A 12,251-nucleotide genomic window follows, 5' to 3' on the forward strand; every position below is an offset into this window, starting at 1 on the left:
CGCCACTCTACCAACATCCCTTGACCGCACCAAATATAAGCACTGCACTATAGAACCACAATGGCCGAAGAAATCATCACCGACCTCGAGGCCGCAACATCAGCGGACCCCGCATCTATCGAAGAGTCGGTCCAAGGAATGGACGAGGGCGACCTTCAGGTGCAATTGCCCTCTTCAGGAATAGTTCTCGAAAAGAATGACAGAAGTCTCTCCGAACTATTCCGCTGGTGGAAGTCAGGTCGGCTCATATTAGACCCAGACTGGCAGCGGCACTACGTATGGGATAGACCCAGAGCATCCCGCTTGATCGAGTCTGTATTGATCGAGCTTCCAATACCTGTCATCTATCTGGCCAAAAATGACGAAGGCAACTACGAGGTAATCGACGGTCTACAACGCCTGACCTCTGTATTCCGTTTCTTTGACAATGAGTTCAAGCTTTCTTCTCTCGAGATACGCCCAGATCTGAAAGGAAAGTTCTTCAAAGACCTTCCCCTCAAAGACCAGAACCGCCTACACGACGCAACCCTGCGTACATTTGAGCTCTCGCCCAAGACTCCCAAGGATCTCATCTTTCTGATTTTTGAACGGCTCAATACCGGAGGCCAAGCACTCAATGACATGGAGATTCGGAATTCTCTATTCCGAGGGCCCTTGAACGACCTGATCAAAAGGCTGGCGGAGAACCAGAGCTTCAAGAGAGCACTATCTCAGCCCCAAATCTCCAAAAGAATGCAGGATAGGGCACTTGTTCTCCGCTTTTTGGCGTTTTACGAGCGGACGCACTTGAAGGCGCGAGGGGGCTTGAAGCGCTTCCTAAATGAGTTTCTTGAAACCTATCGCAACGCTCCTGATGCCAAATTGAGAGAATACGAAGACGTTTTCGATAAATGCATGAAAGCCTCTGTAACGGTTTTTGGGAGTCATTCTTTTCGCTTGTTTGCTGAAAACATGAGGGCAAGTGGTGGATGGTCGACTAGGCCAAACGCAGCCATTTTTCAGGCGGTTGCCAATTCGTTCTCTAAGTATGATCTAGGAGCCATTACGAGGGCCTCTGATTCCATTTATGAAGAGTATTGCGACCTTATATCAACCGACGAGCACTGGGTTGACTGCGTACGTCGAGCTACGGGTGAATCGACAAGAATCGACTACGTTTTCGAGACCTGGACAAGGCGACTTGACGAAGTTCTCCGTACCATTCCGCCAAATGATTCCAAGCGCCTCTTTTCTCGAAGTTTGAAATCGCAAATGTGGGCGCAAGATCGACGTTGTGCCATTTGCGGAAACGAGATTAAGGTTTTAGAGGACGCTGTTCTCGATCACGAACAACACTATTGGAGAGGTGGCAAAACTGTCCCTGAGAACGCGCGCCTCGCTCACCGTTCCTGTAACGCTTCGCGGCAGAAGTGATCTCGCCGCTTTGCCGCGCCGCGGGCTGGAGCTCATGGCGTGGGCCGCCTTGTGTTTGTAATCACAATCCCCCGCTGGTAGGATCGGGGGCGCCGGCGAAGGACTCGGGCCCGGCGCTACCCGGGGACCTCCACATGGCATACGGCAAGGGCATCGCGAAGGGGATGAGCCTGACGCTGCGCAGCATGTTCAGGCCGCCGGCGACGATCCAGTACCCGGAGGAGGTCCGGAAGGTCCCGGTCTATGCGCGGACGAACCTGCTCTGGTTCGAAGAGCGGTGCACCGGGTGTTCGACGTGCGCGCAGGCGTGCCCGGACGGCTGCATCCTCGTGGCGACGAGCCAGGACGCCGAGGGGCGGCGGAACATCGACCGGTACGAGATCGACTTCCGGATCTGCATGTACTGCGGGCTGTGCACGGAGGCGTGCCCGTACGAGGCGATTCAGCCGGGCGGCCCGCTCGACGACGCGGTGTACGACTTCGAGGAGATGTACCGCGACAAGCATGCGCTGACCCGGGTGGCGCAGGAGTTCCTGAAGCGGAACAACAACACGTATCCGAACGGCATGAAGGCACCCGACCCGGACGCCGATTTCCACCGCCTGTAGGGAGCCCATGGTCCAGATAACTGTCGACGGCAAGGTCATCGAGGCGCCGGCCGGGGCGCCGCTCCTCGAGGTGCTGAAGAACAACGGGTTCTACGTTTCGAGCCTCTGCTACATCGATGGCCTGAAGCCGTACGCCGGCTGCCGTTCGTGCCTGGTCGACATCGAGGGGCCGCCGGGGCTCCAGCTTTCGTGCACCGCGGTCGTGACCGAGAACATGGTGGTGCGGACGAACACGCCGGAGGTGCTGGAAGGGCGCCGCTCGGTGCTCTCCATCATCCTCGCGAACCACAGCGACCGCTGCCTGACCTGCCACCGGCGGGAGCACTGCCACCCGGGCGATATCTGCCTGCGCGACGACGTGGTGACGCACCGCTGCCTGACCTGCTCGAAGAACTACCGGTGCGAGCTGCAGGCGACCTGCGAGATGGTCGGCAGCGCGGGGTACGAGCCGTGGGTGGGCGAGCAGCGGACCTGGTACCAGACGCCGCAGCCGCCGGCCGACCGGGGCAACCCGTTCATGGAGTTCGACCCGCAGATGTGCATCATCTGCACGCGGTGCGTGCGGGCGTGCGACGAGAAGCGGCACACCGGCGCGATCACGCTGAGCGGGCGCGGCTGGGACGCGATGATCGCGTTCGGCGCGGGCGGGCCGATTCACGAGAGCAACTGCGACTTCTCCGGCGCGTGCATCGACGTCTGCCCGACGGCGACGCTGATGGAGCACCCGAACAAGTGGGTCGCGAAACCGGAGAAGTGGACGTCGACGACGTGCGATTCGTGCGCGGTGGGGTGCAGCATCCGCCTGGGCTCGAAGGACGGCCGGGGCGTCATCGTGCGGCCGGGCGACGGCAACGCATTCAGCGGGGACCAGATCTGCGTGCGGGGCCGGTATCACTACGATTCGCTCAAGCCGCGGGAGCGGCTTCGAAGCACCTGCTGCGGAAGGGCAACATCCAGGCGCCGGCGACGCTCGCCGAGGCGGCGGCTGAGGCCGCGAGGCTGCTGCGGGAGGCGAAATCCCGCGGCCGGGTCGGGGTGCTCGTCGGCGGAACGGTGACGAACGAAGAAGCGCTGGTCATCCAGCAGCTCGCCACCAGGGCGCTGGGCGCGCCGGCCGACCAGGCCGTGGGCCCGGTGGTGCGGGCCGTGACGTCGGCGCTCGAAGCGCGGTTCGGCACGTGGCGCATGGCGTCGAACCTCGAGCGGCTGCCGAAGGCAAAAGCGATCGTCACAGTGGCGGACGACATCGAAGAGAGCCACAACGTGGTGAGCGTCCGCATCAAGGATGCGGTGGTCTGGGAGAAGGCGAAGCTGGTGGTCATCGGGCCGCTGCGCAGCGAGCTGGTCGACTTCGCGGCGGTGTGGATTCGCACGAAGGCCGGGGAGGAGGGGCTGGCGGCCCAGCAGCTGGCCGAGGCGCTGCAGGGCGGCGCGCCGGCGAGCGAAGACATCGCGCGGGCGGCGGACCTCCTGCGCGAGGCGCCGCGCGAGCAGACGATGGTCGTGTGCGCGCCCAATCCCGTCAGCCCGGCGATTGCGGCAGCGATGACCGGCGGCGCGGCAAACCTGGCGATTGCCCTGCTGGGCGATGCCGCCAGCGAGGGGCTGGCCGTGCTGCCGCCGGAAGCGAACACCGGGGCCTGCTCGACCAGGGCATCGGCGCGGAAGGCGGCGCGAACCCGCTGGAGGGCCTCGCCGGGCTGCTCGTCGTCCGCGACGACCCGACGATGCGGCTGCCGGGCGCGGCGGCAGCGCTGGACGCGATTGGCACCGTCGTGGTCATCGACGGGGTGCTGAACGCGACGGCGAGGCGGGCACAGGCGGTGATCGCAGAGGGACGGGCCTACGCCTCGACCGGGACGTACACCGCGGCGGATTTCCGCGCGCAGCGGCTGGCGGCGGCGGTTCGGCCGGAAGGCGATGCGGTGCCGCTGTGGGAGGCGCTGCAGGCGCTCGCGAAGGAGCTGGGCGTCGAAGTGCCGGCGACGCCCGACGAGGCGCTTGGCGCCATCGCGAAGGCGAACCCGGTGTACGAACCGGCGTGGGACCTGATCATCGGTGAAGGGGTGAAGCTGCCGGTGACCCGCGCTTCGAAGGCTGCGGCGCAGCCGGTCGAGGCACCGGCGGCGGGCGACGGCTGGCGCGTCATCACCTCGCGCGACCTGTATACGGCGCTCGACGCCGCCGCGCTGCGGCACCCGGAGGCGGAGAAGCTCCACCGGTACGACCGGATCCAGGTGAGCGAAGAGGACGCGCGGGCGCTCGGCATCGCGACGGGCGACCCGGTGCGGGTCAGCGGCAGCGGCGCGAGCATCGAGGCCCCGGCACTGGGTGACGGAACGGGTCCCGCAGGGCCACGTCTACATTTCGAGCTTGCTGCAGGGCGGCGCAGTGACCGGCCTCTTCGGGAGCGACGGCGTCGCGACAGTTCGCGTGGAGGCGCGGGTGCCGGCTGCGGCCGGCTGACGCCGCAGGCAGCGATTCATTCAGCGGTCAAGAACCAGCGAACCCGCCGGGCCAAACGGCGGGTTCGCTGTGGGTGGCGCGCAACTGGAGAGGCAGGAGTTTCGACGCCAGGATTCGGGATGGGGTTCTTGGACAGGCGCCCGCCCCGGGGAAAGGCGGGCGCCTGTGAGGACGGACCCGCGGGCGGCGCCCGCGGGGGCTTGCCGAGGGAGGAGGTTCGCCGGAACCGGGCGCGGGCCCCAGGGCCCGCTTCCGGAGAAGGTGGGGGAGAGCGTGCGAACCTCCGTACCCTTCGAGGGATACGGTAGCGGGCGCGTGTCAAACCGGTCCGGGGTGTTCGTAAACGGCCCGCAAAATGTGCGGACGGCAGGGAGGACGTTCAGTTGCCGGCCGGTGAACGGCGGCGGAGCGGGTCAGGCGTCGAGCGACCGCAGGAATTCGCGCAGGAGAGCGGTGACCTCGGCAGGCCGCTCCTGCTGGGTCCAGTGGCCGCAGCCGTCGAGGATGGCGAAGACGCGAAGGTCGGCGACGACCTCGCGGAGCCGGTCGATGGCGGGCGGGTTGCGGGCCGGGTCGCGCGAGCCGGTGACGAAGAGGGCGGGCTGGCGGACGACGGCGCCCGCGAGGTCGGCGGAGCGTTCCCAGTTCCGGTTGACGTTGCGGTACCAGTTGAGCCCGCCGCGAAAGCCGCTGGCGGTGAAGGCATCGACGTAGATCTGGAGGTCGGCTTCCGTGAGCCAGGCCGGCAGGGCGGCGGGCGGCGCGAACGAATCGATGAAGCGGCCGCCGCGGGGAATGGGGCGGAAGCGCTCTTCGCGGGGGCATCGCCGGAAATGGACCAGTAGAACCCGGCGAGGCCTGCGCGCACGTCGGCTTCGAACTCAGCTTCGGCGAGGCCAGGCTGCTGGAAGTAATCGATGTAGTGGATGTGGTCCGGCCCGGCGGCTTCGCGCATGAGGTCGAGAGGCGGGCGCGGCGCCCGCGCGGCGTGCGGCACGCTGAGCGAGCCGACGGCGCGGACGAGTTCGGGGTAGCGGAGGGCGGTGTGCCAGGCGACCGGGGCGCCCCAGTCGTGGCCGATGACGACCGCGGGGGCGCCGGCCCAGCGGACGATGGCGGCGACGTCGCCGGCGAGGGCCTCGATGTCGTAGTCCTCGATGGCGGGAGGGGCCGCGCTGGCGCCGTAGCCGCGCTGGTTGGGGACGATGACCCGGAAGCCGGCGGCGGCGAGGGGCGCAACCTGGTGGCGCCAGGAGTAGGCGAGTTCGGGGAAGCCGTGGAGGAGGATGACGGGCGGCCCGGCGCCAGCCTCGAACAGCTCGAGGGCGACGCCGGGCGCGGTTTCGAGCGTCCGCCGGGCGGTGCCGGGAATCACGCGGTCGCGATGACCTCCGGGTCGAACGTGGTGGCGATGTGCCCGGCGGCGGCGAGCTTTCGATCTCCTCGTCGGAGAGGCCGAGGACCTCGCGGTAAACGTAGTCGTTATGTTCGCCGAAGAGGCAGGGCGGGGTGCGCAGGTCGACGTCCGACCTGGAGAAGCGGTAGGGCGGCCGGAGCCAGTCGACCTCGGGGTAGTCGTCGGTCGCGGGAGGCGCTTCCAGGCGCCAGTGGCGGCGAGGTGGGGGTCTTCGGCGGCCTCCTTCGCGGTGAGAACGGGGCCGGCGGTGACGCCCGACTGCTGGAGGGCGTGGAAGAGTTCGTCGCGGTCGCGGGTGGCGGTCCACTCGGCGAGGCGCTCTTCGATCATGTCCTGGGCGGCTTCGCGGCCGGCGGCGGTGGCGAGGGCGGGGTCGGCGGCCCGGCGGGGCTGCCCATGAAGGCGACGAGGGCCCGCCACTCGGCGTCGTCGCGGCAGGCGATGGCGATCCAGCGGTCGGTGCCGGCGGCAGGGAAGACGCCGCTGGGGACGTGGCCTTCGATGGAGCGGTTGCCGACGGTGCGGTGTTCGCGGCCGTTCCATGCGGCGTCGAGGGCGGCCTGGGGAACATGTGGGCGGAGGATTCGACCTGGGCCATTTCGATGACCTGGCCTTCGCCGGTGCGGCGGCGGTGGCGCAGCGCCGCCATCACCGCGACGGCGCCGTGCATGCCGCCCCAGTAGTCGCCGGCGAAGATGCTGACGTTGTCGGCGGGAGCGGTGTCGCGGTAGCCGCGGAGGATGGTGGCGCCGGAGACGGAGTCGATGTGGGCGCCGTAGCCGCGGCCTTCGACGTACTTGCCGGTGCGGCCGAAGGCGGGCATGTGGAGGATGATGATGTCCGGGCGGATGGCGCGGATGGCGTCGTCGTCGAGGCCGAGTTTTTCGAGGGTGCCGATGGCAAGGTTCTCGGCGAGGATGTCGCTGATGGCGATGAGCTGCTTGACGATGGCGAGGCCTTCGGGCCGGCGGCTGTCGACGGTGAACGATTTCTTGTTGCGCAGGACCTGGATGAAGGCGGGGCTGTTGTTCCAGGGCGCGGGCCGGGCTCCGGCGGGTGGCCAGCGATCCAGGGCGGCATGAGCTGGGCCATCATGGCGTTCATGCGGGGGCTGGCGGCCCGCGTCATGGGGTTCCAGATGAAGGGGTTTTCGACTTTGATGCACTCAGCGCCGAGGTCGGCGAGGTACATGGTGGCGGTTTGCCCGGCCCAGACGGCGGTGAAGTCGCAGATGCGGATGCCCTGGAGCGGAAGGGGGCGCTCATGCGATGACTCCTTCGGCGGCGAGGGATTCGATGGCAGCGGGTTCGAGACCGGCCTCCTGGAGGACGGCGCGGGTGTGTTCGCCGGGGCGCGGGGCTGCGGAGCGGATGCGCCACGGGGTCTTTTCGAAGATGTAGGGGCGGCCGAGCATCGGCAGTTCGCCGAGGTCGGGGTGCTGGACCGTGGTCCAGAGGCCGCGTTCGCGGAAGTTTTCGTCGTTCCAGAGGTCGAGGCCGGTGTAGAGGGGGCCGCACATGACGTGGTGCTCGCGGGCGGCTTCCCAGACTTCGGCCCGGGTGCGTTCGAGCATCCAGGGAAGACGATGGCGTCGACGGTTTCGCGGGCGCCGGGCTGGAGGGCGGCGAGGGGCTGTCCCGGGAGGGGTCTTTGAGGGTGTCATCGCCGATCATCTCGACGAAGCGGCGCCAGTAGGTGCCGGGGAGGGCGGCGATTTCGACGTACCCGTCGGCGACGGGGTAGATGCCGCCGGCGAGGCCGGAGATGTGGGAGGCGGGCCGGTCCTGGACGCGGCCGGAGAAGCGGTAGGCGAGGATGCTGGAGCTGCGGCGGTCGATGTTGCTGATCTGCACGGTGAAGCAGGGGACGTCGACGAGCTGGCCGACGCCGTGGACTTCGTAGGCGGTCAGGGCGCCCATCGCGGCGACGGCAGCCATGGCGCCGCACTGGAGCGTGGCCGCGGTGCCGCCGAGCTTGAGCGGTTCGCGGCTGGCGAGGCCGTGGCTGTACATCTCGGCGCCCATGGCGTAGACGACGAGGTCATCGAGCGAGTAGTCGCGGTAGGGGCCGTCGTGGCCGAAGTTGGTGATGGCGACGACGGGGAGGTCTTTGTAGCTCGAGAGCGTGGCGTAGTCGATGCCGAGGGCTTCTTCGACGCGCGGCGGGGAGGCCGTGACGACGAGGTCGGCGAGCCCGACGAGGGCGCGGACGACGTCGCGGGAGGCGGGCTGCTTCAGGTCGAGGATGACGGACTCTTTGTTGGTGTTGAGGTACTGGAAGGTGGCGCTGCGGTCGGGGCCGGGCTGATCGCCGAGGAAGGGCGGCAGGTTGCGGGCCGGGTCGCCGCCGGGGCGTTCGACCTTGATGACGCGCGCGCCGAGGTCGGCGAGGAGCTTGGTGCAGTAGGGGCCGGCGAGGTGACTGGTGAAGTCGAGGACGGTGACGCCCTGCAGTGCGTCCATGGTACTCCCGTTCGTGAAGCGTGATGCTGCCGCCGGCATTGTGCCGGATTCGTGCCCGCGCTGTCCCGTTTTGCGGTGAGCGGGCGCCTCTCGGCAGGGGTGACCCGGTGATCGTAGCGGGCGCGGGCTCCCGGTCGAGGGGCGGGCGGGTCAGCCTTCACCGAGGTAGGCGCGGCGGACGGAGTCGTCGCGGGCGAGTTCGGCGCCGGTGCCGGCGAGGGTGATTTCGCCGGACTCGAGGACGTAGGCGCGGTCGGCGATTTCGAGGGCCATGAGGGCGTTCTGCTCCACGAGCAGGACGGTAGCGCCTTCGCGGCGGATGGCCTGGATGGTTTCGAAGATGGTCTCGACGAGGACAGGGGAGAGGCCCATGGAGGGTTCGTCGAGGAGGAGGAGGCGCGGGCGGGCCATGAGGGCGCGGCCGATGGCGAGCATCTGCTGTTCGCCGCCGGAGAGGGTGCCGCCGGGCTGGCGGAGGCGCTCTTTGAGGCGGGGGAAGAGGCGATAGACGCGTTCGAGGTCATCGTGGAGGTCATCGCCGCGGGTGTACGCGCCCATGAGGAGGTTTTCGTAGACGGAGAGGCTGTGGAAGATGCCGCGCCCTTCGGGCACGTGGGAGAGGCCGAGGCGGACGATAGCGTGGGGCTGGAGGCGGTCGATGCGCTGACCGTCGAAGGTGACCTGGCCGCCGCGGGGCCGGATGACGCCGGAGATGGCGCGGAGGGTGGTGGATTTGCCGGCGCCGTTGGAGCCGATGAGGGTGACGATTTCGCCTTCATCGACGTGGAGGGAGATGCCTTTGACGGCGAGGATGGCGCCGTAGCCGGCGCGGAGGTCGCGGACGTCAAGGAGCGGCATGGCCGCCTCCCTGGATGGCGCGGGTGCCGAGGTAGGCCTCGATGACGGTGGGGTTGCGCTGGATGGCTACGGGGGCCCTCGGCGATTTTGCGGCCGTAATCGAGGACGGTGATGTTTTCGCAGACGCCCATGACGACGCGCATCTGGTGTTCGATGAGGATGATGGTGGTATCGAATTCGTCGCGGATGCGGCGGATGAGGCCGACCATGGCGGCGGCTTCCTGGGATTCATGCCGGCGGTGGGTTCATCGAGGAGGAGGAGGGACGGGCGGGTGGCGAGGGCGCGGGCGATTTCGAGCCGGCGCTGATCGCCGTAGGGGAGGTTGCGGGCGAGGTCGTTCTCGCGGCCGCGGAGGCCGACGGCGGCGAGGAGGTCGCGGGCGCGGCTGACGGCGGCTGCCTCGGCGGCGCGGACGCGCGGCGGACGGGCGATGGCGCCGGCGATTTCGATGACGCCGTTGACGGCCGCGCGGGGAAATCCGCGGAGGATGAGCAGGCGCTCGACCGCGGTGGGATACACCGGCCTGCGGGTGCTGAGGATGTCGGTGCCGCCAACGGGGATGTGCTGGTGCTGGCCGACGAGGACGTTTTCGAGCACCGTCATGTTGGCGAAAAGGCGGATGTTCTGGAAGGTGCGCGCGATGCCGAGGCCGGTGATGACGTGAGGCGGCAGGCCGTCGATGCGCTGGCCGCTGAGGTAGACGGCGCCGGATGTGGGGCGGTAGAAGCCGGTGAGGCAGTTGAAGAAGGTCGTCTTGCCGGCGCCGTTGGGGCCGATGAGGCCGTGGATTTCGCCGGGAGGCACACGCAGGGTGACATCCGCGAGGGCGGTGAGGCCCTCGAACTGCATGCCGAGGCCGTCGACGATGAGTTCGGCGGCGGTCACGGGGCAGTCACCGGGGCAGGCGCCGGGGCATCGTCGTGGGCGAACTCGAGCCGGCGGCGGGACGAAGGCCAGAGGCCGGAGGGGCGGACCACCATGACGATGACGAGGAGCGCGCCGAAGATGATGAAGCGGGTGTCATCGGCGAGCTGGGCGCCCCAGGTTTCGGCCGGCGGCAGGCGGCCGATGCTGCCGGGGGTGAGTGCATCGACGGCGCCGATGAGGCCGTTGAGCCCGTCCCGCAGCCAGCCGAGGTTGGCGAGGAAGTCGCTCGTCTCGCGGAACTGGAGGATGCGGGGAACGCCGATGAGGATGAGCGAGCCGAGGATGACGCCGGGCGTGGAGCCCATGCCGCCGATGATGACGATGGCGAGGACATCGATGCTCACCTGGAGGGAGAAGGCGGCCGGGCTGATGAAGCCGATGAAGGCGGCGTAGATGACACCGCCAAGCCCGCCGATCGCAGCGCCGCTGGCGAAGGCGAGGAGCTTGTACTTGGTGGTATTGACGCCCATGGCGGCGGCGACGTCTTCATCTTCGCGGATGGCTTCCCAGGCGCGCCCGATGCGGGAGTCGCGGAGCCGGCTGGTGCAGAAACCGACGATGACGGCGGCGGCGACGACGAAGTAGAACCATTCGGTGAAGGAGTCGATGCGGTAGCCGAACAGGTCGGGCCGGGGGATGGCCGAGAGGCCCTGCGAGCCGCGGGTGAGGTCGTCGCGGTTGATGAGGAAGAGGCGGATGATTTCGCCGAAGCCCGTGGTGACGATCGCGAGGTAGTCGCCGCGGAGGGGAAGCACCGGGAGGCCAAGGAGGAGGCCGACGGCGCTGGCGATGAGGATGCCCATCGGCAGGATGAGCCAGAAGTTGAGGCCTGCGTCGATGGGGGAGCCGGGCGAGGTGAGGAGGCCCATGGTGTAGGCGCCGGCGGCGAAGAAGGCGACGTAGCCGAGGTCGAGCAGGCCGGCGAAGCCGACGACGACGTTGAGGCCGAGCCCGAGGACGACGAAGAGCGCCACGAAGACGAGCATCTGGACCCAGACGTCGGTGAGGACGAACGGGAGGATGCAGGCGAGGGCGATGAAGAGGGGCCAGCGGACGCGCTCGAGGGTCCGGGCCCAGGGACGGGGGAGGGTGCGCGGTCAGGCACGGGTGGTGCTCCGCTGGGCGAAGATGCCGGTGGGCCGGAAGATGAGGATGGTGACGAGGAGCGTGAACGCGATGACGTCGCGCCACTGGTTGCCGAGGTTGACGCCGGGGAGTTCGTTCAGGAGTTCGCGGCCGACCGTCTCAGCGAGGCCGAGGACGTAGCCGCCGGCCATGGCGCCGGGGATGCTGCCGATGCCGCCGAGGACGGCGGCGGTGAAGGCTTTGATGCCGGGGATGAAGCCCATGGAGCCGCGGATGGTCTGGAAGAAGAGGCCGTAGAGAACGCCGGCGACCCCGGCCATCGCGGCGCCGAGGATGAAGACGAACACGATGGTGCGGTTGACGTCGACGCCCATCAGGGAGGCGTTGGTGGGGTTTTCGGCGACGGCGCGGATGGCGCGGCCGAGGCGGGTGCGCTGGATGATGGCGTAGAGGAGCGCCATCATGGCGACCGAGCTGGCGATCAGGAAGAGCTGGATGTAGGTGATTTCGAACGGGCCGGCGCTGAGGGACCCGCGGGGAAGATGTCGGGGTAGAACTTCGCGCGGGCGGAAGTCTGCTCGAGGACGAGGTACTGGAGGAAGATGGAGACGCCGATGGCGCTGATGAGGGGGCGAGGCGGGGGCGCCGCGGAGCGGCCGGTAGGCGAGCCGCTCGATGACGACGGAGGCGCTGACGGAGGCGCTCATGGCGACGATGATGGCGCCGAGGATGGCGAGGGCGATGACCGGGCCGGAAAGCTCGTTGCCGCCCATGGCGACGAGCGCGCCGTACCCGGCGAAGGAGCCGAGCATGAAAACTTCGCCGTGGGCGAAGTTAATCATCTTCAGGACGCCGTAGACCATCGTGTAGCCGAGGGCAATGAGGGCGTAGAGGCTGCCGGTGGTGAGGCCGTTGACGAACTGGTCGGACCAGAAACTGACGGAGAGGGTGAGCGCGACGGGCATGCGGGGTTCCTCTGCCGGGCGGGTTGGATGACGCGCGGAGAGGCGCCG

General features: G+C 68.0%; 13 protein-coding genes. 6 read left to right on the forward strand and 7 right to left on the reverse strand.

Going from position 1 to position 12,251, the window contains the following annotated elements; translation table 11 throughout:
* The first annotated feature begins 60 nt into the window (after positions 1-60).
* The 5 genes from O0235_RS02305 to O0235_RS02325 all read left to right on the forward strand — a co-directional run bounded on the left by O0235_RS02305 (position 61) and on the right by O0235_RS02325 (position 4,795).
* Positions 61-1,413, forward strand: coding sequence for a GmrSD restriction endonuclease domain-containing protein (locus O0235_RS02305; protein ID WP_270056945.1), 1,353 nt, complete (start codon positions 61-63; stop codon positions 1,411-1,413).
* Positions 1,414-1,547: 134 nt separating this feature from the next.
* The gene (locus O0235_RS02310) at positions 1,548-2,021 is read left to right on the forward strand and encodes a NuoI/complex I 23 kDa subunit family protein (protein WP_270056946.1); all 474 of its coding nucleotides are present in this window, start codon (positions 1,548-1,550) and stop codon (positions 2,019-2,021) included.
* A 7-nt stretch (positions 2,022-2,028) separates the two neighbouring features.
* The gene (locus O0235_RS02315; protein ID WP_270056947.1) at positions 2,029-3,078 is read left to right on the forward strand and encodes a 2Fe-2S iron-sulfur cluster-binding protein; all 1,050 of its coding nucleotides are present in this window, start codon (positions 2,029-2,031) and stop codon (positions 3,076-3,078) included.
* Positions 3,057-3,818: a molybdopterin-binding domain-containing protein gene (locus O0235_RS02320; RefSeq protein WP_373324359.1), complete on the forward strand. Its 762-nt coding sequence runs from the start codon at positions 3,057-3,059 to the stop codon at positions 3,816-3,818. The genes O0235_RS02315 and O0235_RS02320 overlap by 22 nt, the downstream gene beginning before the upstream one ends.
* Complete coding sequence (locus tag O0235_RS02325) at positions 3,749-4,795, forward strand: hypothetical protein (RefSeq protein ID WP_270056949.1); 1,047 nt, start codon at positions 3,749-3,751, stop codon at positions 4,793-4,795. Before O0235_RS02320 ends, O0235_RS02325 begins: the two co-directional genes overlap by 70 nt.
* A 71-nt stretch (positions 4,796-4,866) precedes the next feature.
* Here the strand turns inward: O0235_RS02325 and O0235_RS02330 are convergent, their stop codons facing one another.
* Entirely contained in the window at positions 4,867-5,862 is a 996-nt protein-coding gene (locus O0235_RS02330; protein ID WP_270056950.1) for an alpha/beta fold hydrolase, read from the reverse strand.
* Between the two features lie 533 nt (positions 5,863-6,395).
* On the opposite strand from O0235_RS02330, the gene O0235_RS16230 reads away from it, so the two are divergent.
* The gene (locus O0235_RS16230) at positions 6,396-6,587 is read left to right on the forward strand and encodes a hypothetical protein (RefSeq protein WP_270056951.1); all 192 of its coding nucleotides are present in this window, start codon (positions 6,396-6,398) and stop codon (positions 6,585-6,587) included.
* Here the strand turns inward: O0235_RS16230 and O0235_RS16235 are convergent.
* The 6 genes from O0235_RS16235 to O0235_RS02360 form a co-directional block, all read right to left on the reverse strand.
* Positions 6,553-7,095, reverse strand: a complete 543-nt coding sequence (locus tag O0235_RS16235; protein ID WP_506005450.1) for a hypothetical protein — start codon at positions 7,093-7,095, stop codon at positions 6,553-6,555. The genes O0235_RS16230 and O0235_RS16235 overlap by 35 nt on opposite strands.
* Positions 7,029-8,405 (reverse strand): CoA transferase, encoded by a 1,377-nt coding sequence (locus O0235_RS16240; RefSeq protein ID WP_506005451.1) that lies wholly within the window; start codon positions 8,403-8,405, stop codon positions 7,029-7,031. Before O0235_RS16240 ends, O0235_RS16235 begins: the two co-directional genes overlap by 67 nt.
* A gap of 111 nt (positions 8,406-8,516) precedes the next feature.
* A complete protein-coding gene (locus O0235_RS02345) occupies positions 8,517-9,224 on the reverse strand; it encodes an ABC transporter ATP-binding protein (protein ID WP_270056953.1) in 708 nt (235 codons plus the stop codon).
* Positions 9,211-10,110, reverse strand: coding sequence for an ATP-binding cassette domain-containing protein (locus O0235_RS02350; protein ID WP_270056954.1), 900 nt, complete (start codon positions 10,108-10,110; stop codon positions 9,211-9,213). The genes O0235_RS02345 and O0235_RS02350 overlap by 14 nt, the downstream gene beginning before the upstream one ends.
* Positions 10,107-11,126 (reverse strand): branched-chain amino acid ABC transporter permease, encoded by a 1,020-nt coding sequence (locus O0235_RS02355; protein WP_270056955.1) that lies wholly within the window; start codon positions 11,124-11,126, stop codon positions 10,107-10,109. Before O0235_RS02355 ends, O0235_RS02350 begins: the two co-directional genes overlap by 4 nt.
* Positions 11,127-11,249: 123 nt before the next feature.
* The gene (locus O0235_RS02360) at positions 11,250-12,203 is read right to left on the reverse strand and encodes a branched-chain amino acid ABC transporter permease (RefSeq protein WP_270056956.1); all 954 of its coding nucleotides are present in this window, start codon (positions 12,201-12,203) and stop codon (positions 11,250-11,252) included.
* Positions 12,204-12,251 lie beyond the last annotated feature (48 nt).

The organism is Tepidiforma flava (assembly GCF_027594505.1).
In the GTDB taxonomy this organism is placed as follows: domain Bacteria; phylum Chloroflexota; class Dehalococcoidia; order Tepidiformales; family Tepidiformaceae; genus Tepidiforma; species Tepidiforma flava.

Coding starts and splice junctions, on each gene's coding strand:
- O0235_RS16235 (WP_506005450.1), bottom strand. CDS start 7,095: ATGTACCTCGCCGACCTCGGCGCTGAGTGCATCAAAGTCGAAAACCCC.
- O0235_RS02305 (WP_270056945.1), top strand. CDS start 61: ATGGCCGAAGAAATCATCACCGACCTCGAGGCCGCAACATCAGCGGAC.
- O0235_RS02315 (WP_270056947.1), top strand. CDS start 2,029: ATGGTCCAGATAACTGTCGACGGCAAGGTCATCGAGGCGCCGGCCGGG.
- O0235_RS02310 (WP_270056946.1), top strand. CDS start 1,548: ATGGCATACGGCAAGGGCATCGCGAAGGGGATGAGCCTGACGCTGCGC.
- O0235_RS02345 (WP_270056953.1), bottom strand. CDS start 9,224: ATGCCGCTCCTTGACGTCCGCGACCTCCGCGCCGGCTACGGCGCCATC.
- O0235_RS02360 (WP_270056956.1), bottom strand. CDS start 12,203: ATGCCCGTCGCGCTCACCCTCTCCGTCAGTTTCTGGTCCGACCAGTTC.
- O0235_RS16240 (WP_506005451.1), bottom strand. CDS start 8,405: ATGCCGGCGGCAGCATCACGCTTCACGAACGGGAGTACCATGGACGCA.
- O0235_RS02325 (WP_270056949.1), top strand. CDS start 3,749: ATGCGGCTGCCGGGCGCGGCGGCAGCGCTGGACGCGATTGGCACCGTC.